The sequence below is a fragment of the Lewinella sp. IMCC34183 genome (genome assembly GCF_003390915.1).
Classification (GTDB): domain Bacteria; phylum Bacteroidota; class Bacteroidia; order Chitinophagales; family Saprospiraceae; genus Neolewinella.
Genome location: NZ_QMEM01000004.1, coordinates 344,045 through 367,703, shown reverse-complemented (window position 1 = coordinate 367,703; position 23,659 = coordinate 344,045). Strand labels below are relative to the sequence as shown.

Annotated in this window: 18 protein-coding genes and 1 pseudogene; 7 read left to right on the top strand and 12 right to left on the bottom strand. The window is 62.2% G+C overall.

The genetic code is table 11. The features are described from left to right. Positions 1–72: 72 nt before the first annotated feature. From DQG19_RS21220 to DQG19_RS11255, 5 genes are all read right to left on the bottom strand, one after another. Positions 73–372 (bottom strand): hypothetical protein, encoded by a 300-nt coding sequence (locus DQG19_RS21220; protein WP_198661726.1) that lies wholly within the window; start codon positions 370–372, stop codon positions 73–75. Further along, on the bottom strand, positions 373–2,454 hold the full coding sequence (locus DQG19_RS11270; RefSeq protein WP_198661725.1) for a carboxypeptidase-like regulatory domain-containing protein: 2,082 nt from the start codon (positions 2,452–2,454) through the stop codon (positions 373–375). Positions 2,455–2,621: 167 nt separating this feature from the next. Then, positions 2,622–3,035 (bottom strand): MarR family winged helix-turn-helix transcriptional regulator, encoded by a 414-nt coding sequence (locus DQG19_RS11265; RefSeq protein WP_157974461.1) that lies wholly within the window; start codon positions 3,033–3,035, stop codon positions 2,622–2,624. A 100-nt stretch (positions 3,036–3,135) separates the two neighbouring features. Beyond that, positions 3,136–4,320 carry a PepSY-associated TM helix domain-containing protein gene (locus tag DQG19_RS11260; RefSeq protein ID WP_116126350.1) on the bottom strand — a complete coding sequence of 395 codons (1,185 nt, stop codon included), beginning with the start codon at positions 4,318–4,320 and terminating at the stop codon, positions 3,136–3,138. Positions 4,321–4,351: 31 nt separating this feature from the next. Then, positions 4,352–6,679, bottom strand: coding sequence for a TonB-dependent receptor (locus DQG19_RS11255; protein WP_116126349.1), 2,328 nt, complete (start codon positions 6,677–6,679; stop codon positions 4,352–4,354). 281 nt (positions 6,680–6,960) lie between these two features. Here DQG19_RS11255 and DQG19_RS11250 point away from each other — a divergent pair, with 281 nt between their 5' ends. Genes DQG19_RS11250 through DQG19_RS11240 form a run of 3 tightly spaced genes read left to right on the top strand, consistent with a single transcriptional unit; the run spans position 6,961 to position 13,217 of the window. After that, on the top strand, positions 6,961–10,176 hold the full coding sequence (locus DQG19_RS11250; RefSeq protein ID WP_116126348.1) for a SusC/RagA family TonB-linked outer membrane protein: 3,216 nt from the start codon (positions 6,961–6,963) through the stop codon (positions 10,174–10,176). 13 nt (positions 10,177–10,189) lie between these two features. Next, on the top strand, positions 10,190–11,629 hold the full coding sequence (locus DQG19_RS11245) for a SusD/RagB family nutrient-binding outer membrane lipoprotein (RefSeq protein ID WP_116126347.1): 1,440 nt from the start codon (positions 10,190–10,192) through the stop codon (positions 11,627–11,629). 16 nt (positions 11,630–11,645) lie between these two features. Beyond that, complete coding sequence (locus tag DQG19_RS11240) at positions 11,646–13,217, top strand: calcineurin-like phosphoesterase C-terminal domain-containing protein (RefSeq protein WP_116126346.1); 1,572 nt, start codon at positions 11,646–11,648, stop codon at positions 13,215–13,217. A gap of 23 nt (positions 13,218–13,240) precedes the next feature. On the opposite strand, the gene DQG19_RS11235 is transcribed toward DQG19_RS11240, so the two are convergent. After that, the gene (locus DQG19_RS11235; protein ID WP_116126345.1) at positions 13,241–14,104 is read right to left on the bottom strand and encodes an SDR family oxidoreductase; all 864 of its coding nucleotides are present in this window, start codon (positions 14,102–14,104) and stop codon (positions 13,241–13,243) included. A gap of 159 nt (positions 14,105–14,263) precedes the next feature. Between DQG19_RS11235 and DQG19_RS11230 the strand changes: the two genes are divergently transcribed. Further along, positions 14,264–14,929, top strand: coding sequence for a TetR/AcrR family transcriptional regulator (locus tag DQG19_RS11230; protein ID WP_116126344.1), 666 nt, complete (start codon positions 14,264–14,266; stop codon positions 14,927–14,929). A 186-nt stretch (positions 14,930–15,115) separates the two neighbouring features. Here the strand turns inward: DQG19_RS11230 and DQG19_RS11225 are convergent, their stop codons facing one another. The 4 genes and pseudogenes from DQG19_RS11225 to DQG19_RS11210 form a co-directional block, all read right to left on the bottom strand. Next, on the bottom strand, positions 15,116–16,054 hold the full coding sequence (locus tag DQG19_RS11225) for an FAD-dependent oxidoreductase (protein WP_157974460.1): 939 nt from the start codon (positions 16,052–16,054) through the stop codon (positions 15,116–15,118). Between the two features lie 13 nt (positions 16,055–16,067). Continuing rightward, entirely contained in the window at positions 16,068–16,310 is a 243-nt protein-coding gene (locus tag DQG19_RS11220; protein ID WP_116126342.1) for a hypothetical protein, read from the bottom strand. Between the two features lie 41 nt (positions 16,311–16,351). Further along, a pseudogene (locus DQG19_RS11215) lies at positions 16,352–16,732 on the bottom strand (SRPBCC family protein); the annotation flags it as partial. 106 nt (positions 16,733–16,838) lie between these two features. Beyond that, positions 16,839–17,165, bottom strand: coding sequence for an ArsR/SmtB family transcription factor (locus DQG19_RS11210; RefSeq protein WP_116126341.1), 327 nt, complete (start codon positions 17,163–17,165; stop codon positions 16,839–16,841). Between the two features lie 228 nt (positions 17,166–17,393). On the opposite strand from DQG19_RS11210, the gene DQG19_RS11205 reads away from it, so the two are divergent. Beyond that, on the top strand, positions 17,394–17,882 hold the full coding sequence (locus DQG19_RS11205; RefSeq protein WP_116126340.1) for a hypothetical protein: 489 nt from the start codon (positions 17,394–17,396) through the stop codon (positions 17,880–17,882). 6 nt (positions 17,883–17,888) lie between these two features. Here the strand turns inward: DQG19_RS11205 and DQG19_RS11200 are convergent, their stop codons facing one another. Together DQG19_RS11200 and DQG19_RS11195 are read right to left on the bottom strand one after the other, a co-directional pair. Beyond that, positions 17,889–18,371 (bottom strand): hypothetical protein, encoded by a 483-nt coding sequence (locus tag DQG19_RS11200; RefSeq protein ID WP_157974459.1) that lies wholly within the window; start codon positions 18,369–18,371, stop codon positions 17,889–17,891. Between the two features lie 95 nt (positions 18,372–18,466). Continuing rightward, the gene (locus tag DQG19_RS11195) at positions 18,467–19,183 is read right to left on the bottom strand and encodes a hypothetical protein (protein WP_116126338.1); all 717 of its coding nucleotides are present in this window, start codon (positions 19,181–19,183) and stop codon (positions 18,467–18,469) included. Between the two features lie 162 nt (positions 19,184–19,345). On the opposite strand from DQG19_RS11195, the gene DQG19_RS11190 reads away from it, so the two are divergent. Next, positions 19,346–20,212 carry a DUF58 domain-containing protein gene (locus DQG19_RS11190; RefSeq protein WP_116126337.1) on the top strand — a complete coding sequence of 289 codons (867 nt, stop codon included), beginning with the start codon at positions 19,346–19,348 and terminating at the stop codon, positions 20,210–20,212. Between the two features lie 423 nt (positions 20,213–20,635). Further along, positions 20,636–23,659 (top strand): SusC/RagA family TonB-linked outer membrane protein, encoded by a 3,024-nt coding sequence (locus DQG19_RS11185; RefSeq protein WP_198661724.1) that lies wholly within the window; start codon positions 20,636–20,638, stop codon positions 23,657–23,659.

Here is a 23,659-nt window from a genome sequence, read left to right as displayed (position 1 = left end):
TGTGCGCCGGCGCAGCGGCCGTGCGATTTCTTGATTGGTTGGTTACAGGGGCCCGTGACTAGAAGCCGAGGTTCAGGGAGAAACCGATCTCGCGGGTGGAGAAGATCTGGGTACTCTCGAAGCCCGGCACGAACAGTCATTGCGGATGCTATAGGTCTCCGGATCGATGGTCGGCACGTCCGTGAAGAGCAGCAGGTTGCGGCCCACCAGGCTCAGCCGGGCGCGGTGCAGGCCCATCCGTTCGGTGAAGGTGGCGGGCAGGTCGTAGCCGAGGGTCACTTCCCGGAGCTTGAACCAAGTGGCGTCGTAGGTGGCCGCCTCGATGTTGTCGCAGTTGAAACCGTTGCCGTAGTAGGTGTAGAAGTAACCCACTTAGCCGACACCTCCGGGCTGTACGGCCACGTCGTTGGGGCTCAGCTCGGTAGCGTGGTCGATCTCGCCGTTGCCGTTCTCGTCGGTCCACTTGAGGCCCGGGCCCACCACACCCGTGCCCGGCTCGTCGACGGTGTAAACGGGCTCGCCCTCGTTGTTGTAGTCCACCAGGAAAGACTGCCGGCCGTCGAGGGTGGAAAGGGGCAGGTTGGGGTCGTCGTCGTCGGTGATGGTACCGCCCGTAGCGTAGAGGGCGTGGGATCGGGAGTAGATCCGGCCACCGATCTGCCCGTCGACGAGGAAGCTGAACTTCACCGGGCCGAAGGGGAAGGAGTTCATCACGCCCAGCCGCAGGTCGGGCTGGTAGGAACCGGCGCTGACCTCCTCGTCGCCGATGAGGGGCAGGCCGTCCTGATGGATGATCTGGTTGGTTTCCGGGTCACGGACGAAGCCGAGGCCGTACAGTTCGCCTTCCTCGGCAACGTACTCCAGGTCGGAGCCGTAGGAAAGCAGGGATTCCGCATTGGTCTCGTAGAAGGAGATCTCGTCCTCGCGGTAGCTACCCAGCAGGATGCCCCGGGTGGAGGGGGCGCGGCGGTATTGCCGGCCCTCGTCGAGCACGTCGGTGCCGTAGCGCAGGCGCAGGTCGAGGCGGGGGGCGATCTCGTACTCAAGTTTCAGGTTACCGATCAGGCGGTTGCTCTGGAAGGAGTTGGTGTTTTCGTTGGCGATGAACCAGGGGTTGTTGACCCACAGGTTCTCGACGTAGCGCTGTTGTACGCCCTCCTGTCCGGGTTGCCAGTAATCGCGCAGGGCGCCGATCTCCACCTGCCGGGGGTACCACAGCCAGCCGTACTGTACGGAGCTGGACTCATCATAGCCCGCGTTGGGCACGTTGTCGGAGCCGGCGTCCACGAACATGGCGTTCAGCCGGATCTTCAGGCGGTCGTCGAAGAGGCGGCGGCCGATGCTCGTCTGGAAGGTGTTGCGTTCCACGCCGGTGTTGGGTACGATGCCGCGGTTGTCGAGGCGGGTGTAGGACAGGCGGATGTCGCCGTCGTCCGTCGCGTTGTTGATGGCGACGTTGTTGATGGAGGTAACGGCCGTCTGGTAGAAGTCGCGGACGTTATCCTCGGCGGGCGTGAAGGGCACGGCCTCCCCGTTGGAGTTGAACTGGCGGATCAGCTGCCCGTTCATGCGGGGCCCCCAGTTTTCGCCGTAGGCCTCGTAGGATTCGTTGGGGCCGATGTAGTTGGTTCCGTTGACGTAGCTGTACTTACCGCCGCCGCCGAAGCCGTACTCGTTCTGAAAGTCCGGCATCTTCAGGATTCCGCCCACGGTGGTGGTGGTACCGATGTCGACGCCCCAGCCTTCGATGTTCTGGCCGGTCTTGGTCTCGATCAGGATGACGCCGTTGGCCGCGCGGGCGCCGTAGAGGGCGGAGGCGGCCGGTCCCTTGAGTACGTTGACCGACGCCACGTCGTCGGGGTTGACGATCTGGGCGGCGTTGCCGAAGTCGATGGTGGTGGAGCCGTTTAGGCCGTCGTCGAAGGTGTACAGGTCGTTGGTGATCGGCAGGCCGATCACCACGAAGAGCGGCTGGTTGTTGCCCAGCAGGGAGGCCGCGCCGCGGATGTTGATGTTGGCCGAGGCCGTGGGGCCCGTCGATCCACCGGTCACGTACACGCCCGCCACCTTACCGGCCAGGGGGTTGGTTACGTTGGTGGGTTTTACAGTGGAGATCTGCTCGGCGTCCAGCTTCTGCACGGAGTAGCCGAGGGCCTTCTCCTCCCGCTCCACGCCGAGGGCGGTCACCACCACTTCGGAGAGGTCCACGGAGCCGCCGAGGCGGCTGGTGATCTTTGATTTTCCGGCCACGGAAACCGTCCGGCTCTGGTAGCCTACGTAAGAAACCACCAGGGTATCCCGGCCGGCGGGCACAGAGAGCGAGAAGGTGCCATCAAAGTCGGTCACGGTCCCCTGGGAGGTACCCTTCACCAGCACAGTAGCGGCAATTATGCCCTCGCCGTTATCGGCATCGATGACCTTACCGGTAAGGGTGCGGGACTGGGCGAAAAGCAAAGAGCGACCAGCAAAATGGGGAATCTGCCGGCCCGGAAGGGTAGGTGTTGAACCATCGGAAGTGTATTGTTTAGCTAACGGCCCGCAAAACTATTAAAAATAAACTTATTAGTTTCTATAGAAACTAAAAGGGTTACTCTTTCAGACGTATTCCCTGGCCAGGTATCTTAAAAGGGTGGTGGCGGGGTATTTTCTCCGGTGGGATCGAGGTCCAGGCCGTCGACCAACAGGCCGATAGTCGCTTCCAGTTGCTCGATCTGGCTGGCGGACAACCGGCCGATCAGGGAGTGGGAGCTTTCCGCAAATTCATTGAGTAAATCCAGTCCCTGCGAGGTCAGGGAGATCTGAATGCCCCGGAGGTCACGGGTATCGGGGCAACGGACGATCAGTTCGCGCTTCTCGAGTCGCTGAATGATGCCGGTCACGGTGCTGGCGTTCAGCTGCAGGTAGTCCTTGATGGCCGTTGCGTTAGTCGTGTAGTCGGGTTGCAAGTGCAGCCAGTGCAGGCAGAGTACCTGCGGCAGGCTGACGCCGAATAGCTTTTCGGTCCGCTTGTTTTCCAGGTTTATGATGCGCGTCACCTTTCTGAGCTTCGCTAGAACCGGGAGTGATTTCATACTTCGGGAGAACGGTAGCTTGCGCGGAAAGGTACTTTACGCCCGCCGAACCTGGCCCTCTTATTCAGCCCACGTGCTCCGGCACCCGCGTCCGCGCCCGCGCCTGTACCGGGGAGCGCCGCCCCTTCTTTCGCCGGCCGAGCCATAGAAGAAAGCCGGTGACCGGCAGGGAGGCCACCACCAGGCTCGCCAGCAGCGCGATCACCTTGCCGGGAATGCCGCCGATCGCGCCCACGTGTACGTCGTAGTTCATGCGCATGACCAGCCGGGCGAAGTCGGCGTCGCCGTACTTCGCGTAGACGCTCGGGGAGGGGATTTCCTCCAGGGTGTAGCGGTCGAAGAAGCGGTAGTCGTTGCGCCAGTACGTGCCTTCGTCGCGGGAGATCTCCACGTAGACGCTCGCTTCCCCGTCGTGGGGGTAGTGGATCTCGAAATTCCTCGCCGTGGGGTTCTCCACGCGCAACCGGGGTACCAGCAAATCAAAGGGCTCGGTAGCCATTGCCGTGGTAGCGGGGGCCGCGCTGACGTTCCCGGGGATCACGAAGCTCGGATCGCCGTCGCCGCCCAGGGCCCGGTACATCCCCTGGTAGAACCACGGCAGGCCGATCGCCGAACCCGTCACGGCGAAGAGCAGGCCGAATACCGCTACGTACGTGCCGCCGATACCGTGCAGGTCGAAATTCTTGCGCCGCCAGCCGGTGGTGGGTTTCCAGCGGAAGGAGAGGTTGCGCCGTAGGTGCTTCACCCGGCCCGGCAGCCAGATCAGCAATCCGGACAACAGAATGAGTAGGAACACCAGCACCCCGTAGCGGACGAGCGGGCCGCCGATGTCCGGCGGCAGCCACAGGTACATGTGCCCGCGCAGCAGCCACGGAAAGAAGCCGGCCCGGTGATCTTTGATGTGCAGTAGCTCACCGGTGGTGGGGTGCAGCAGGGCACTGCGGTAAAACTCCGGCTCGAGCTGGTAGAATATCACCTCCACGGGCTGCCCCGGGTCGGCGTAGAGGGTGCCGTGTACGGCCCGGTCGGGGTAGATGGCCCGTCCAAGTTCCCGCGCCCGCGAGGCCGGCAGCACGTCGGCGGCCGCCACGTCGAAGGCGTAGGCCGGCTCGAAGAGGGGCTCGATCTCGTCCCGGAACACCCAGGCAGCCCCCGTGAGGCTCACGAGCAGTACGATGATGCCGGTCGCCAGTCCCAGGTACTTGTGGACGGCCAGTAGCAGGCGGTAGCGGGTGGTGTTCCTTTTCACTGGTTGCTGGTTGCTGGTTGCTGGTTGCTGGTTAGCGGAAGCGGTAGGTGACGGCCAGGCGGCCGTTGATGCCGGGCTCGGACTGCCAGTAGAGGTAGCTGCCGTAGTTGGCGCCGGAGTAGAGGTATTCGTTCAGCAGGTTGTTGACGTTGAGCTGCACGCGGAACTTGTCGTTCTTCCAGAACAGGCCACCGTCCATGCGGAAGTAGTCGGGCAGGTCGGTCTGGTTGTCGGCGCCCCAGGTCCAGGTCGAGCGGTTGATCTGGTACTGGTAGCCCAGCGAGGCCCCGAAGCCGGCCAGGGCGGAGGTGCGGCCGAAGGCGTAGGTGAGCCAGCCGTTGGTGACGTGCTCGGCGTGACCGGCCACGCGGGTGCCGATCAGGCTGGGGTCGCTGTCCTCGGTGATCTCCACGTTGGTGTTGGCGTAGTTCAGGACGAGGTTGAGGCCGGGGTAGAGCTCGCCCTGCAGGTCGAATTCGAAGCCTTTTGAGCGGATCTCGCCCAGCTGGATGGAAAACATGGTATTCTCGGGGTCGGTGACGAGCACGTTGTTCTTCGTGATGCGGTAGGCCCCGAGGGCGGCCCGCAGTTTGCCGTCGAAGAAGGACTTCTTCACGCCGCCCTCGACGTCGCGGGCGCGGACCGGATCGAAGGGTTCGTCGTCGGCGCTGACGCCGTTGCTGGGCAGGAACGACTCGTCGTAGAGGGCGTACACCGCCAGGTCGGGCAGTACGTCGTAGCTGACGCCGACGCGCGGGGTGAAGGTGTCGTCCGCCGCATCCTTACCCACGGTTTCCAGGTGGGTGAAGCGGCCGGCGAGCGTCACCCGCAGGCGGTCCCCGAAGAAGCCGAGTTCGTCCTGCACGTAGAGGGCCGTAGACCGAAAGCCGTTGTAGGGGTCGGGGTAGCGGTCGCGCAGGTCCTGCGAGCGGTCGAAGGTGAGCGCCCCGAAGCGGCCGTCGCCGGGCGCGTAGATGTTAAAGGGGGTTTCCTCGGTCTGCGAGCTGTAGAAGTCCGCATAGTACTCCTTGTCCGTATAGTCGAGTCCGGCCAGCAGGGTGTGGCTCACCTGGCCGGTACGGGCTTCACCGTTCACGAAGGCCTGGGCGTAGTTGCCGAGCGAGAGGGCATCCCACAGGCTCACGGTACGGTACACGTCGCCGTTGTCCTCCAGGCTCGCGATCCAGGCCGAGTAGCCCTCCTGCTCGTAGTCGAGGCGGGCGACCTGTACGGTGGCCTGCCAGTCCGGGGAAAAGCGGTGGTTGAAGTTGAGGCGGACCGTGGATTCGGTGATGTCGGTGGCGGGGTAGTCGGGGTCCACGAAGCGGAAGTCGCGGTCGAGGCTACCGTAGCCCGCGCTCACCGGTGCGAAGATGTAGGCCGAGCCGAGGAAGCTCTCGGCCTGCTGGTAGATGACCTCGCCGGTCAGGGTGGTCCGGTCGGAGAAGCGGTAGGTCAGGGCCGGGGCGATGGTCAGTCGCTGCGCGTCCTCATCGCCGCGGTGGGTGTCGGAGGTCTGGTACATGCCGTTGAGGCGGTAGAGCAGCTTGCCGTTCTTGGTCAGCCGCCCGCCGAGGTCGAGGGCACCGCGGTAGTAGTCGAAGCTGCCGCCCATCAGGGTCACTTCGCCGACGGGCCGGTCGGTGGGCTGCTTGGTCACCACGTTGTAGAGGCCGCCGGGCTCGCCGGCCGAGAGCATAAAGCCGGCCGGCCCCTTCACGAATTCGATCCGCTCGACCAGGCTCATGTCTTCCGACAAGGGGCCCCAGCTGTCGCTCACGTTAAAGCCGTTGCGGAAGGCCGGGATGCGGAAGCCCCGCATGTTGAGGCGCGCGAAGTTGCCCCAGTGCTCCAGCATCGTGACCCCGCTGACGTTGCGCGACAGTCCCTGCATGATGTTGGTGATCTGCTGGTCGCGCACCAGCTCTTCGCTTACCACCTGGATGTTCTGCGGCAGCTTGGCGATGGGCGTCTGTAGGCGCAGTGACGGTGAGGTCGCCGATTGCGCGTAATTATCGCGGCCGCTGCGTACCACCACCTCGGCCAGCTGCTCGTCCTGTACGGTCAGGCGGATGCGGCCCACGTCCGTGGTCTGTCCGTCGCTGATGCGCACGTTCACGCGCTCGTTCGCCAGGCCGATACCCGAAAGGAGCACCACATAGTCGCCGGCGGGGATCCTTTCCAGCCGGAAGTTGCCGTCGCGACCGGATTCGACTCCACGGGTGGTGCCCTCCAGACTTACGCCCACGAACTGCAGGGGTCGGTCGGCTTCGTTCACGACCGATCCGCTAAGGGCGCCGTGCTGGGCGGAGAGGGTAGTGGTCAGTGCCAGCAGGGCAAGGAATAATGGTGCTCTCATGTCTTTTACTTTATTTAGACTAAGTCCAATTAAAAGCAAAAGTAAGTAAGTCTCGGAAACTGACAAGGGCTCCTAGCCAATTTTTTGGGCGCAGGGGGTGCGGGTGCGGGGTCTGTCGGGGAAAACCAGCGGATTTGGCACCCCGGCGAAGTCAATTAACGGAGGTTTAATGTGAGTTTACCTGTGCTTTGCACGGGCTGGCGTCCTTTACGGCTATTACCTACCGCCTTCTGTTTCAGCGCTCTATCAGACTTATCAGCTACCCTCTAGACCAAGCCAGTATGGGAACGTTTTACCACCTGAGTCTCCGCCTCCTATTGTGTATGTGCTGTGTGCACGGCATACTGCTGCCCTCCCTGTCGGGGCAGGCGTCGGTGGCGGCGCCGCCGGTCGGCGCACCGGTCGTGCGCGACACCGTCCGGGGCACGGTACACGATACGGGGGGGCTGCCGCTGCCGGGCGCTACCGTACGCGAGCGGGGGACCACCAACGGGACGGTGACGGACTACGACGGCCGCTTCGTACTACCCGTAACCACGACCCCCGCCGAACTGGAGGTTTCCTATGTCGGCTTCGGCAGCAAAACGGTCACGGCGACTCCCGGTGCCGCGCAGGACATCACGCTGTCCGACAACGTCAACTCCTTCAACGAGGTGGTGGTCACCGCCCTCGGCATCAAACGGGAGGAGAAGAAACTGGGTTTTTCCCAGGCGACCGTACAGGCCGACAACCTGGCCCAGACCGTACCCAACAACTGGACGTCGGGCCTGAAGGGAAAGGTAGCCGGGCTCAACATCACCCAGGCCGGTTCCGGGCCGATGGGCTCCCAGCAGATTACCCTACGGGGAAACAATTCCCTGGACCCCAACGGGAACTACGCCCTGATCGTCGTCGACGGCGTGCCCGTCTCCCAGGAGTTGACCGCCTCCGGCTCCTCGAGCGCCTACGGCGGCAGCGACTCGCCGATCGACTACGGCAACGCCATCTCGGACCTTAACCTGGAAGACATCGAGAGCGTGACGGTACTCAAAGGTCCCGGAGCCACCGCGCTCTACGGCAGCCGGGCGGCCAACGGGGCACTGGTCATCACGACAAAGTCGGGCCGGAAAACTCCCGGTCTCGGCGTTACCTATAACTCCAGCATTGCCCTCGACCACATCCAGCGGTGGCCCGACTGGCAGTATGAATACGGACAGGGTACCGGCAGGAGCTTCGACGCGAACGGCGACCCCTACTATTCCTACGGCTCCTCCGAGGACGGCAACAACACCGGCAGTACCAGCAGTGCCTGGGGGCCGGCCTTCGCCGGCCAGTCGTTCTACCAGTACGATCCGGCGACCGAGGGGCAGTCGGCGGAGCGGCGGCCCTGGCGCGCCTATCCCGATAACCGCAAGGATTTCTGGCGAACGGGCGTGACCTACAACAACAATGTCTCCCTCCAGGGCGGCAACGAACAGGGCTCCATGCGCCTCTCGGCCGGTCACTCCAAGAACGAGTGGATCATGCCCAATACGGGCTTCGAGCGGCTCACCGCCTCCATCAATGCCGACTACCAGGTGTCCGACCGGATCAAGGTCGGCTCGGTCATCAACTACAACAACCGCAGCAGCGACAACCTCCCCAGCACCGGCTACAACAACGGATCGATCGCCTACTTCATGATCTTTCAGAACCCGAACGTGGACCTCGACTGGTACCGGCCGATCTGGCAGGACGGGCAGCGGCAGATCCAGCAAATCCAGCCCTACAGCTCCTACATTGATAACCCCTTTCTCATCGCCTACGAGGCGACCAACTCCCTGGCCAGCAACCAGCTCGTCGGCAACATCTTTACCCGGATCGATCTGGCCCCGCGGCTGGAGTTGATGTTGCGTACCTCGCTGAATACGTACTACCAGGACCGGGAACAAAAGCGCCCGTACAGCATCAACCGCTACGAGCGGGGCTTTTACGAAAAGCAAAACGTCTTCAAGCAGGAAGTGAATTCCGACTTTCTACTAAGCTATTCGGACCAGTTTACCGACCGGTTCAGCTATTCCGCTTCCCTGGGGGGCAACGCCCTGGACTACCGCTACCGCCGCACGGATGCCTACGTGGACGCCCTGGTGGTGCCCGGCACGTACAAACTGGCCAACGGCGTGAACAACCCCATCGTCCAGACGTACGACCGCAACCGGAAGGTCAACAGTCTCTACGGGCTGTTGTCCCTGTCGTACGACGAGAAGGTCTTTCTGGACCTGACCGGCCGCAACGACTGGTCGAGTACCCTGCCGGTGCAGAACAATTCCTTCTTCTACCCCTCGGCCAACGTAAGCGTCATCCTCTCGGAGCTTTTCGAACTGCCCGGGGCGTTGCGCTTCCTGAAGTACCGCTTCTCCTTCGCGCAGGTCGGCAACGACACCGACCCCTACCGCACCAGTAAGTATTACAGCCAGAGCGCCTTCCCCAGTTCCGCCTCCCTGTCGACCAACCTGTACAATCCCAACTTCAAACCGGAGATCACCACCAGCTACGAAACCGGCGTGGAGGCGCGCTTCCTGAAGAGCCGGTTGAACGTGGACCTCACGGTGTACCAGACCACCACGAAGAACCAGATCATCTCCATCCCCCTTGACATCACCACCGGCTACAGTTCGGCGGTGCTTAACAGCGGGGAGGTGCGCAACCGCGGCGTGGAGCTGACCCTTACCGGCAAGCCGGTACAAACCGAAACGCTCAACTGGACCAGTACGCTCACCTTCTCGCGCAACTGGAACGAGGTACTCGCGCTGGCCGACGGCATCCAGGGCCAGCAGGAAATCGGCTCCGCCGGGCAGGCTACGATCATCGCCAAAGAAGGGGGCACCACCACCGCGATTTACGGTGCGGCGTTCGTGCGCTCACCCGACGGGCAGATCGTGTACGACGCCGCCGGGCTGCCGGCTTACCCCAGCGATATCTCCTACATCGGCGACGCCGCTCCCGACTGGAAGGCCGGCCTGTTCAACAGCTTTAGCCTGGGCAAGGCCACCCTCAACGTTACCCTCGACGGGCAGTACGGCGGCATCATCTATTCCCAGACCCACCACAAGCTCGTGGAGCAGGGTAAGCTGCGCTCCACCTTTGCGGGGCGGGAAACGGGTTACATCGTAGGCGACGGCGTGGTGGTCAACAAGGACGGCACCTATTCTCCCAACACTACCGAAGCCCTGACCCCGGACTGGTACACCCGCTACTACCGGCGCGCGAACGTGGAATCCAACTCCTTCGATGCCTCCTACCTGAAGCTACGGGAAGTGAGCCTCCAGTACACCTTTACCGGCAACTGGCTGAAGAACATACATATAGAGGGCTTGCAACTCGGCCTCTTCGGCCGCAACCTGGCGGTACTTTCCGACTTCCCGATCTACGATCCCGAGACGGCGACCCTGAATGGCGACACCTTCCTGCCGGGTGCCGAGATCGGCCAGATGCCCTCTCCGGCCACTTACGGCTTCAACCTCAAGCTCACCCTCTAAGCTCCCCTTCCGTATGAAATATCCAGCATTCTCCTGGCTAGCCCTGCTTATCCTCCTCCTACTCGGCGGCTGCACCGGGGACTTCGCGGAGGTGAACGAGGACCCCAACCGGATCGCCACCATTAGTCCCGGTACGCTCGTCAACCCCATCCTCTACGACCTGGCCACCCACAACGCCGGCCGGAGCCACGCCATCACCTTCGACCTCATGCAGGTCACCGTACCCTTCCCCAGTGTATCCGGTGGGCTACACCGCTACGACGTCAGCCAGAACATCGGCAATTCCTCCTGGTACTGGTATTACCGCATCGCCAACAATATCAAGGAGATGCGCGCGGCCGCCGTAGAGGCGGAAGACCCCAACTACGAAGCCATCGCGCTCACCCTGAACGCCATGGTGTACGCCAACCTGACCGACCTGTTCGGCCCGGTACCGCTAGAGGAGGCCTCCCGTGGGGAGGAGGGTAAGCTGTACCCCGCCTTCAACTCCCAGGAGGAGGTGTACGCCACGATCCTGGGCGACCTGGAACGGGCCAATACGCTCTACGAGGAAGACCGGGACATGGTCTACGCGCCCGACATCCTGTTTCAGAACGACGTAAGCCGCTGGCGGAAATTCACGAATTCACTGCACCTGCGCCTGCTGCTGCGGATATCCGGCCGGGAGACCTTCGGCTCCTTCGGGCGGGTAGCGGAATTGCTCAATGCTCCCGAGCGGTATCCCGTCTTCACCTCCACCGGGGAGTCTGCCGTCCTGGAGGTGACCGGCGTCACGCCGAACGTTTCTCCGTGGGGCCGCCCCCAGGATTTCCGGCTGAGCACCAAAATGACCACCTTCTTCCTGGATTACCTCAACGCGGTCGACGACCCGCGCCGGCCGGTCATCGCCACCCTGGCGCGGGATTCCGCCAACCAGAGCATCGGCTACCGCGGTATTCCCAGCGCGTATGCCGGCCCGGAATCCCAGTTTACCTACAATGCCTCCACCCTCAACATCGAGCAGGTGGAAAATCCCATGGAGATCTTCTTCCTGACCTACGCGGAGGTGGAATTTATCAGGGCCGAACTGGCCCAGCGCGGGTATACCGACGGTGCCAAAGAGCACTACGAAGCGGGGGTGACGGCCGCGATCGAGCAACTCGGGGCCACGGTTCCCGACGATTACTTCGGTACGGCGGCAGCTGCCTACGACGGTACCCTCGCGCGCATCATGCTTCAGAAGTACTACGCTTTGTATTTTGTTGATTATCAGCAGTGGCTGGAGTACCGCCGGACCGGACTGCCCGAACTGCCAACCACCGAGGCGATGCTGAACGACCGTCGCATGCCCGCGCGGTTCTTCTACCCCCAGGATGTCCGCATCAACAACGAGAGCAACTACCGGACCGGGCTTGACCTGCTTGGAGGCCCCGACGATATTAACACCCGGGTCTGGTGGGATACCACCGATTAACCCCCTAAAAGCTGCCATGAAATTTATCGCATACTTCCTTCTGCTATCTTCCCTGGGCCTCACCGCGCAGGAAACCGCTACCGGTACCGTGTACGCCGACGCCAACGGTAACGGCCGGCGGGACCGCAACGAAAAGGGGATCGCCGCCGTCAGCGTTACCAACGGCGAACGGGTCGTGCAGACCGACGCTTCCGGCAACTATTCCCTGCCGGTCGGCGACGACAACATCATTGCCGTCGTCAAGCCCGCGGGCTACGCGGTTCCCGTCGACGAGAGCAACCGGCCCCGGTATTTCTACCGGCACAAGCCGAAGGGTTCCCCCCGGTCCGACTACCCCGGGGTACCGGCAACCGGTGACCTGCCGGCTTCCGTCGACTTCGGCCTGTTGCCGGCCGACGAGTCCGAGCAATTCACCGCCCTCATCTTCGGCGATCCCCAGCCGTACACCCTCGAAGAGATCGAATTCTTCGCCCGCGGCGTAGTCGCTGAGGTGGAGGGGATCGAAAACATCCCCTTCGGGCTCAGCCTCGGCGACTTGGTCGGCAACGATCTCGACCTGTTTCAACCTTATATCGATGCCGTCAAACGGGTGGGTATTCCCTGGTACAACGTCATGGGCAACCACGATATGAACTTTGATGCGCCCCGCGACGAGCTATCCGACGAAACCTTTGAGGCACACTTCGGGCCGGCCAACTACGCCTTCACCTACGGCAAGGTCCACTTTATCGTGCTGGACGATATCCTCTATCCCGACCCCCGCGACTCCAGCGGCTACTGGGGGGGATTCCGGGAGGACCAGCTAAACTTCGTAGAGAACGACCTCCGGTTCGTACCCGAAGATCACCTGATCGTACTAGCTTTCCACGTTCCCCTCAACGAATACGGCGGGGAAACCTACCGCGATGCGGACCGCCAGCGCCTGTTCGATATCCTGAAGGACTTTCCCCACACGCTCTCCCTTTCGGCCCACACCCACATTCAGCGGCAGGATTACTTCTCCCCGGAAGAAGGCTTCGAGCGCGACACTCCCCACCACGAGTACAACGTGGGCACCACTTCCGGCGACTGGTATTCCGGGCGGCTGAACGAGGACGGCGTGCCGGTGTCCACCATGCGCGACGGTACGCCCAAGGGGTACGCCTTCCTCCACTTCGACGGCAACCGCTATACGACGGAGTACCGCGTAGCCGGCAAGCCCGCAGACTACCAAATAGAAATCTTCAATCCCGAGGTCGTGGCCCACGGCCGCAACACCCAGGCGGGGATCTACGTCAACTTCTTCATGGGCCGCGCGGGCGACGAGGTCCTCTACCGCGTGGACGACGGCGACTGGAAGGCCATGGAACACGTGGAAGAGCAGGACCCCACCTACGAGGCCTCGGTCTACGAATGGGATACCACCCCCGAGCTCCCCGCCGGGCGCCGCGGGTCCAACCCCATCCCGAGTACCCACCTCTGGCGTGGTGGTATTCCGGTGAGGCTCGAACCCGGCGAGCACACCATCGAGGTTCGTGCTACGGACCAGTTCGGGAAGACCCACCGTGGTACGAGCACCTACCGGCTGGAAAAAAGCGTTTCGCGGTAGGGGGAGAGTAGACTATGCGGTGCCTAGCCATTCCCGTTGAGTGCCTCCCGGTGCTCGCGCGCAAAGTCCGCGAAGCTCAGTGGTTTGTGCTTCGTGAGGCGCCGCACTTCCCCGTTTAGGTCCATGGCGTGCCCCCCGGCGACTACATCGGCAAACTGCACCACCAGGCCTTGGGCAAACCACTTCGAAAGACCGGATAGGCGAAGTATGATCCTAAACACCGAAGACGGTAGGTTGAGGTACCGTACTTTTCTACCTAGTGCATCGGATAGCTGTCCGGCAATTTCCCCCATCGTCAGCACTTCCGGACCGGTGAGGAAGTAGGTCGCCCCGGCGTGGTCGTCCTCCACCAGTACGCGGTGAGCGACGCGGGCCACGTCAGTGGTGTCGATGTAGCCAACCTTTCCCTTGCCCGCTACTTGCGGTAAGAACCCCTTGGAGACGGATTTCGCCAGCGACAGGAAGTTTTGCATGAAGGCCGTCGGCTTCAGGATGGTCCACGCTATGTCCGCTCCCCGCAGGTAGTGGTCGATTGTGGCGTGCGATTTTGCCCAGGGTACCACGGATCCCAGGTTCGCGTCGGACGCCGACACCTTAACGATGCGGTGAATGCCCGTGCGTACGGCGGCATCTATGGCGTCTTTTTCCCACCTCACCTGCCGCGGATCGGGAGGCGTGATCAGGAATAAGCGGTCGCACCCCTGCATACAGCCGGTCAGTGTTTCGGGCCGTTCGAAGTCGCCCAGTACCGCTTCGATGCCCTTACGTATAAATTGATCGATCTGCGCTTGCTTGCGGCACATCGCACGGAATGGCACCTGGTGGTCATACAGTAGGCCACAGAGTTTACCACCGATATCTCCGGTGGCTCCGGTTACAAGGATCATCTGATCAATACTTTGGGGATTATTAACGAAAGACCCGGCTTCAGGGGGTCGCACGTACAAGCCAGGCACTAATCATATTGTTCAATCATTTGATTTAAAGTATTTGCGTCTTGTCCGTTTTCGGTCAACTCCCGTGCCCCACCTACGTTTGCTACTGCGATGCCCGACGACCATTCCTTGCCCAGCATTTCCAACCTGTCCGTCTCCACGGAAGAAAAAATCCGTCTGGCCGCGCTGCGCGTATTCATGCAGAAGGGGTACGACGGTACCCGCACGCGAGACATCGCGGAGGTCGCCGGTATCAATGTCGCCACCCTTCACTATTACCACCGTAAAAAGGAGCAGCTTTTCGAGTTGGTAGCGCGGGAGGCCATGCGGGACTTCACCGGCATGTACCGCGAGGTATTCACCCACGACCTGCCCCTGGAGGAAAAGATCCGGGCCTTCGTTAATCGCAGTATGGACCTCTTCTCCGAGCAGCCCGACCTGGCGATGTTCTGCCTGGCGGAGAGCGAGCGCAATCCCGCCGCCTTCCGCAGGATAGTCGACTTTCGGGAAGGCTACGAGGTGGTTGCCGCCGACCTCCGGGCCCTGAGCGCAAAGCAGAAAATCCGACCGATATCCGCCCCCGTCTTCATCAACGCGCTGGTCGGCATGACGATCTACCCCTTCCTCACTCGGAACACTATCCAGCAGACCGCTTCCGTGCGTGGTACGGAGTTTCAGGAGATGCTGGCCGAACAGCGACGGGTGGTACCGGAGATGATCATCGCCTATCTCTTCGGCCACCCGGCGGGTCCGGCGGCTATTCCTTCTGAGAAGTAATGCACAGAACTACCGTGGTGGCGGTCGTTGCTGGGTTTATCGATCACCTCGCGTCCACTAGGCCGCAGGGGCCGAACGCGCTGTCCGTTTCCGAGATTTCGATGCCGGTTACCGATAATCCCGCGGCAAGGAGCCATCGGGCGTTGCTGCCGTACCCGAAGTCGGAAATGAGTACGCGTTGCAGGTTCAACCGACCAGCTCCGCTACCCGCTTTGCGCACCCCCAGCATACGGTATAGCCCGCTCCACCGTGGCCGTAGTTGTGGATGACCTTACCCTCCCGTTCCACGCGGATTTCGGGCCGACCGGGGCGCAGGCCTACTACCACTTCGTCGACCACCACGTCGTCCAGGTTAGCGTTCGTGATGCGGCGGCAACGTTCCAGGATCCCGGTGGTAAGTTCCGGATCGGGGGTGGTGTTCCAGTCCCCCTTGATGGAGGTGCCCCCCATGATGAGGAAATCGCGGCGCGGAATGAGGTAGGCCGCCTGCTCGCCCGCCGCGTCGAAGGAATAATCGGCGATGGTGTGGCGTACGTCCGCCCGGTTCTTGACCTTCAGAATCTGACCCTTGACCGGGTACATGGTGGTATCGCCGACCAGCTCGCGGGCGCCGAGTCCCGCACAGTTTACGACCAGGTCGTAGTCGTCGGCCAGTTCCACCAGGTCGCTGACGGCCGAGCGTTCAATTTTTCCGCCCAGTTTCAGCACCTCCGCTTCGAGGGCAGCGAGGTATAGCTGGGTTTCGATCAGCGGGGCCTTGACAGTGTAGCCGTATTCGGTGTCGCCGGGCAGTTCTTCCGGAGGCAGCGTGTGCAGGGTGCCCGGCGGAATGGCATCCTTCCACCAGGCGTCCGGCTCCTTTACTAATACGGTAAGGTCCACCAGGCTGATGCCGGCCTCCGGCCGGTCGAGCTGGGTCAGGTAGCGTTCGTAGGACTCCCGCGACCAGCGGTTGACGGCCGCCACCGGGCGGGCCAGATAGGGGAACCAGATGGCCGCGGCCTTGCTGGAAGTGATCTCGGAAAGCGCGTCCCTGGTGAATGCGCGCACCCGGTGTCCCGCGTGCAGAAGTTCGTGGGCCGTCGAAAGCCCGATGATGCCGCTGCCGACGATGGCGATGTTCAACTGATTGGCTTTGTTACCGGACAAGGTACGCACGGCGGATCACCGAAAGTCGCGCCCGGCGTTCAGGAGTAGGGGGCGGTCTGGTTCCGCGAGTAGTCGGCTCCTGCGCAGCCCGCCCCGGCCAGGCTCCGGTGAGGGGCACCACCCACTCGATCTCCATCAGCGCCGTGAAGTCGTTGGGCAAGTCATCCGGAACCGGCATGTAATTGAAGAACTTGTTGGGTCCGCCGTTGACGCGGAGCAGGCCCGTGAGCACGACCAGGACGGTAAGGATGATCCGTTTTATAAGGGCCAGTTTTAACGCTGGGTCAGCAACTGATCGAGCTGCGCCAGCCCCTGCGAGAACCCTTCCTGGAAGCCCATTTCGACGGATTTTTCGAGGTCGGCCAGGTCCTCGTAGCGGATGGTCACCTCTACCGTGGTAGCGTCTTCCCGCGGCACGAAGCGTACCTCCCACTTGGAGCGGGGCCAGTCCTGATTGATGTTGCCGGCTTCGTCGCAGAAGGCGTCCAGGGCTTTGAACTCCGAGGGCGAGGTGACGCTGCTGTAGTCGGCCAAGCAATAGTGGGATTCTCCCCCGGGGCCGGTCATGGCGTAGCGCCACCGGCCGCCGGGGCGAAAGTCCATGCTGATCGTTCGGTTCCGCCAGGGGGCGGGGGCCCACCACTGGTCGAGGAGCTCGGCTTCCGTTCACGCGGACCAGACCAGGTCGCGGGGCGCACCGAAGCTGCGCGTGACGTGGATGGTTTTGGCTTCCTTGTTGACGGTGAAGTCCAGTAAGGCACTACTTCTCATGTTGCTCATGTTTAAGGTTAATTAGTAAAGCATCAAGCTGGTCGAGGCGCTTCTCCCAGATTTGGCGGAACGGGGCCAGCCACGCATCGATCTCCTTCATTTTGTCGATCTCGAGCGAGTAGTACACCTCGCGCCCCCGCTGCTCCTGGGAAACCAGTTCGCATTCGTGCAGAATTTTCAGGTGCTTACTCACGGCCTGCCGGCTGCTGTCGAAGTGTTCGGCCAGGGCGTTGGGCGTCATGGCCTGTACCGCGATCAGCGTCAGAATGCTCCGGCGGGTCGGGTCGGCAATGGCCTGAAAAATATCTCTGCGCATGGGTCGGGCTTGATTTGAAACCGATTGGTTGCAAATTTATGGGCAACCGATCGGTTTCGCAATATCCGGCTTAACATTTTTGTACGAGGGCGGTGTACCCGGACCGGGCGGCGCCCCTTCGCGATGGCGCCCCCTCCAGCATTCGTAGGTGCGGAAGGCGCGGTGGGAATCAATTCCCCCAAACCCCCCAGGGAATTTCGGGTTCTACCACCGCCCCACTCCCCGCACATGCCGCACTCCCTACGCCTCCTGACCGCCTTTTTCCCCCTGATCATCTTCGCCTGCGGCCCTTCCGAAAGCGAAGCGGGCGAAACCGTTTCCGTAGATCCCTCCGAGGTAGGGGCCGGCCCGGAAACCGATACCACGGAAGACAACCGCCTGGCCCTCGACCCCGGCCTGTACGTGACCGACGGCTCGAACTGCAGCGACCCGGCCAACGCCGGCTACCGCGTCTGGACCGGTCGGGGACTGGAAGGATCCGCCACGAAGGGGTGCACGCTGGAAATCACCTCCCGCGACGGCGAGACCTACACCGGCCGCCAATCGTGCGTGAATACCTACGACGACTCGCGCACCGACACCGACGTCACCATCGAGGTGCTCGAGCCCGGGTCCTTCGTCCTGACGGAAGCCGACGAAACCACCCACCTTACGCTCTGCCCGGAAGGAGAAGCCCCGGAATGGGTACAGGAAAAACTGTGGGGAGAATCGAAATAGGAGAGTTCAGTAAGCGTCCCCGATCCGGAGCGACTTGCCGATGGCCTGGGCCTTGCTCTTGCGCGGGGACAACCGGTGGAACCAGGAAACCGTCTTGATGACCTCCACCCCCCGGGAAACAACCGTGGTATCGTTCCCCACGAAAGTCCGGTACTCGAAAAGGTAACGTTCGGGAAATTTGACGGGATAGAACCCCAGGGTAAGCAGACTTACCGTGACATGGGGGGTAATGCACAGCGTATAGGGAGTCCGTAACTCCAGCAATTCGATCGTCCGATCGGCCCGCAGCGAATCCTCAACCAGCGCGTAGGCACCGGAGTGTCTCAGGATCCGGTATTCCCGCCGGTACGCCCCGCGGTTGCTGACGTAGGCAGTTGGAACGGAGGCCTTGGGATTCTCGTCTACGCCCGCCGTCGGGTACGCCCGAAAGGACACGCAGGAGGGCAGAAGACTTACGGCCAGGAGAATAACGCCCGTCAGAATTCTCATTTCGCAGTGATTTACGTGGCGGTAACTACCTCCGTACCCGAAAGATCGGCACCCGCGCTCCGCCGCCGCTTCGCGCCTACCGGGGTGGTAAGATCCTACCCGGATCCGGGCCACCGGCCCGGCTGGCCGGTATTTTCCGGGGCGTACCGCCACAGCGTTTCCCTGGACAGATCCTTGGCGTCTATGCCAAGTTCCTGAACGAACAGGTCGGTCAGCAAGGATTCGATCTCGGTTCGGTTCACCGTATGGGGGTAACGCCGCGAACGGCGGTAGTACTTACCGGCCATTCGGCGGGCGAGGTGCCCCAGGGTGGGTTGCGTAATTTGCGTCCCAAAGCGATAAGCCACCATCAGCCCGACCAGACTTACGGTTAAGCACACCCCCCCGGCAATTCCCGCGAAGTGCATGAGGGGCAGAGAAGCAAGCACGGCCAGCAAAAGGGGGACGATTACATAAGCTGGTGGCTCCAGGAGCCCCAGGTCTATTTGTAGCGCACCTTCCAGCCGGCGCACGAGCGCACGCCGCCCAGCGCGCGGCAGTAGGGTTGACGTGAGGGTGCCCGGTGCCAGGGGGATCGAGCGGGTGGGTTCGACTTGTCTGAAGGCCGCACGAAGCCGGTAGAAGGCCTGTTGTAGCGTACAGTCGCTGCGTTCCGATCCGGGAACCAGCGCACTTACGTAGTCGCATAGTTCCCCGAAGGTTGCTACGTTCCGTACCGCCTCCACCTCCAGCGTAACCCCGAAGGAGCGCTGCAGCGACATCAAGGCATCCGCCAGGTCGCCGGGGTCGGTAGTAACTAGGGTGTCGCGCACCCTACCAAGGTAGGGGATAAACTGGTGGCCAAGCAAGCGGTCGGGCTACCCGATCCGCCCGGCACCCGCGCCCCGCCGCCCCCATGCCGTACCTTGCGGTGAAGCAGCGCCTCTCCCGCAACAACGCAAAGACCCAACAACCCAACCACGCACCAACCGAAAATGGAAACCACCGAACTCCTGAAGCGCGTCCGCCGCATCGAGATCAAAACGAAGGGGCTGAGCAAGCAGATCTTCTCCGGCGAGTACCACTCGGCCTTCAAGGGGCGGGGCATGTCGTTCTCGGAGGTGCGCAACTACCAGTACGGCGACGACGTGCGCAACATCGACTGGAACGTGACCGCCCGCTCCGGCGAGCCCTACGTGAAAGTCTTCGAGGAGGAGCGCGAGCTGACGGTGATGCTGCTGGTGGACATCTCCAAATCGAGTTTCTTCGGTACCGTCAAGCAGCCGAAGAACGAGCTGATCACCGAGATCTGCGCCACCCTGGCCTTCTCGGCCGTCAACAACAACGACAAGGTGGGCCTGCTGCTCTTCAGCGACCGGGTGGAAAAATTCCTGCCGCCCAAGAAGGGTAGGGGACACATCCTGCGCATCATCCGCGAATTGCTCGACACCCGCCCGCAGGGCAGCGGCACGAACATCGGTATGGCCCTCGACTACTTCACCAACATGGTCAAGAAGCGGAGCATCTGCTTCCTGGTCTCCGACTACCTGGCCACCGGCTACGAGCGCTCCCTCCGCCTGGCCGCCCGCCGTCACGACCTGGTGGGCCTCCACCTCTACGACCCCCGCGAACGGGAACTGCCCCGCGTGGGCCTCCTGCGCGCCCGCGACGCCGAGAGCGGCGAGGTGCACTGGATCGATACCGACAGCAAGCGGGTACGGGAGCGCTACGCCGACTGGTACGCCGACAACCTGGCCTACTTCAACGCCTCTTTCCGCCAGAGCGGCGCCTCGTCGATGAGCGTGGAAACCACGGAAGATTACGTGAAGGAGCTGCTGCGCTTCTTCAAGCAGCGGGGGTAGCCCGCCACCACTTACACTACGGAACGGAGCAGGGACCGCCGGCGGGGCCGCGGGTGCCGTGGGCGTGCCGTGGATTTCACCTCCTCAGGCCGGCAGAACAGGGATTCTACGGTATAGTCCACCTGAATTACGGTATTGTCCACCCCCGGAACCGGGAGGCGTTCTACTTTCACCGATGCGTTATTTGTTAGTAGATCATGCACTTTATGAAACAAATGACGCCCTACTTATACCTCACGGTATTTTATTTGGAATCGGGTGAAGTGTGAGCCGCTACTACTGGTCGTGCGCCGTCCTCCCGCCTCCACCCCGGATTTACGAGCGGCCCCGGCCGCATTTACCTTAATCAATTGACACGATATGATCATGTTCAGCTACAGACGTCTCCCGCACTCCCGTGCGCAGCCGGACGGTAAGTACGGTATGCGGTTGCGCCTGTGCCTTGCCCTCTTACTCTTCTCCCTGTGCGTAAGCGCCCAGCAGACGGTCACCGGCACCGTTATCGATACCGATGGCGTACCGCTGATCGGGGTCAACATTGTAAAGGAGAATACTTCCAGTGGTACGGTCACCGATATCGACGGTGCCTACTCCATTTCCGCCAGCCCGGAGGAGGTGCTGATCTTCTCCTACACCGGCTACGAAACCCAGCGATTTACGGTTGGCGACCAAACCACCATCGACGTTACCCTGGCGGAGAACGCCGAAATTCTCGACGAGGTAGTGGTGATCGGTTACGGAACGGAGCGTAAAGAGGATCTCACCGGCGCGGTGAGCGTCGTCGACACCGAGGAAATGCAGAAGCAGGCCTCGAACGACGTCACCCAGATGATGCAGGGCCGCGTCGCGGGCGTCTCCATCACTTCCGACGGGCAGCCCGGCGCCACGCCCACCGTGCGGATCCGGGGGGTAAGCACCTTCGGTCTCGGGGCCGGCGCCGAGCCGCTCTACGTGGTCGACGGCTTCCCCCTGCCCGGCGGCATCCGGGATATCAACCCCAACGACATCGAATCCATCCAGGTACTGAAGGACGCCACCTCGGGAGCCATCTACGGCAACCGGGCCGCTAACGGGGTCATCATTATCACGACCAAAAGCGGCCGCAAGAACGCGGGCTTCAACGTAAGCCTGAATGCCTACGCGGGCATTCAGACCGTGCCCGACCGCATCCCCCTGCTGGAGCGGGAAGGCTACCAGATGATCAACCGCGAGCTACTTACCAACGCCGGCGAAGCGCTGGTGCCGGGCAACGATCCGTCCTCGCCCTCCTTCGTCGACGACATCAACACCAACTGGCAGGACGAGGGCTATACCGACGGCTCGATCAAGAACGTCAACCTGTCCGTATCGGGCGGCACCGACAAGTCCAACTACTACGCCTCCCTGGATTACCTCGACAACCAGGGTACGCTGGTGGGCACCGGGCCGAACTACACCCGCTACTCCCTGCGCGTCAACTCGGAAACCCAGCTCAGCGATCGCCTGACCTTCGGCGAGAACGTGTACGTGATGCGCTCCAACGAGAACCCGCTGTTCTACACCGGTGCCTTCACCCTCTTCCTGCCCGGCGGCCGGCCGTCCCTGGTCAACGACCTGCTGCAGGCCGCTCCGACCATCCCGCTGCTGGACCCCAACCGGGAAGGCGGATTCGGCGGTGCCGACGCGGTGATCAATAACTCGATCTCCCTCAACGTCCCCGGTTTCAACCAGCTGGTATCCAACGAGGCCCAGATCAATCGCCTGCTGGCGAATGCCTATGCTACGTACGAGTTCATCGACGGACTGACGTACAAGCTGAACTTCCAGTACGATAATACGGACATCACCGACCAGCTCTTCGCACCCCAGTACGACCTGGGCTACTTCTTCCCCCGGCCCATCGCCGAGCTGCAGGTGGGTGACCGGTCCTCGAACTCCTACCTGATCGAGAACACCCTGACCTACACCACCGAGATCGGCAAGCACAACCTGACCGTGCTGGGCGGACAGACGTTCCAGAAGTTCAACTTCCGGCAGGTGGCCGCAGTAGGATCCGGCCTGGAGAAGCCGTACAACCTGAACCTGACCAGCGCGTCCACCTTCAGCGTCACGGACAACCAGCAGCCCGCCGCCCTGGCTTCCTTCCTGGGCCGCATCAGCTACTCCTACGACGACCGCTACCTGCTGACGATCAACGGTCGCTACGATGGCTCGTCCCGCTTCCGCGCTTCGGACCGCTACGCCTTCTTCCCCTCCTTCGGCCTGGCCTGGAAGATCCACAACGACTTCGAGTTGCCCCAGGCCATCACCGCCCTCAAGCTGCGCGGCGGCTACGGAAAGCTGGGCAACCAGGAGATCGGCAACTTCCGCTACCAGAGCACCATCAACCGGGCTATTCCCTACGAATTCGGAACGGGCCGGGTACTGGGTGCCGCCACCACCATCCTGGTGGACCCCTCCATCGCCTGGGAGACCCGCACCACCCGCAGCGTGGGTATGGACCTGGAACTCATGGACGGCCGCGTCGAATTCACGGCGGAGTACTACTCAAACAAATCGGAGAACGTCCTCATCGACCTGCCCATCCCGCTCTCCAACGGTTCGCTGGCCGGCCTGACGACCAACGCCGGCTCGATCCAGAACTCGGGCTTCGAGGTTTCCGCGACTTGGCGGCCGACCCTGGGGCCGGTGAGCTTCGACATCGCGCCTAACTTCTACACGGTCAAGAACGAGGTACTCGACATCGGCACCCTCGACTTCCTGTCCGGCACCGGCGCCCGTACCGAGGTCGGCAATCCCATCGGCCGCCACTACGGCTGGGTGTACGACGGCATCTTCCAGAGCGAAGCCGAAGTGGCCGAGGCCGCCTTCCAGAACGACAACACCGCCCCCGGTGACATCCGCTTCCAGGACATCAACGGCGACGGCACCATCGACGGGGAAGACCGTCAGTACCTCGGCAACGGTAATCCCACCTACTTCTACGGCATCAACTTCGTAGCCAACTACAACAACTTCGACTTCACCGTCTTCGGCCAGGGCAGCGGCGGAAACCTGATCAACAGCAACCTCTACCGGGGACTGATGGTCACCTCCGGCTACACCAACTGGCACACCGACATTCTCGACCGCTGGACCCCACAGAACACCAATACCGACGTACCGCGGGTCGTACTGGGCGACCCCAACAACAACCAGCGGGATTCTGATCGTCCGGGCTGGCTGCAGTCCGGCAATTACTTCCGCATCAATACGGTATCCCTCGGGTATACCCTGCGCGGCGGCCTGCTCGGACGCCTGAACATGCAGAGCGCGCGGATCTACGCGACCATGCAGAACGTCTACACCTTCTCCGCTTACAAAGGATACAACCCTGACTTTCAGGCCGGTATCCTCAACCCCGGCTTCGACTTCGGCACCTTCCCCCGGCCCCGGACCTCCATGGTGGGCGTACAAATTCAATTTTAA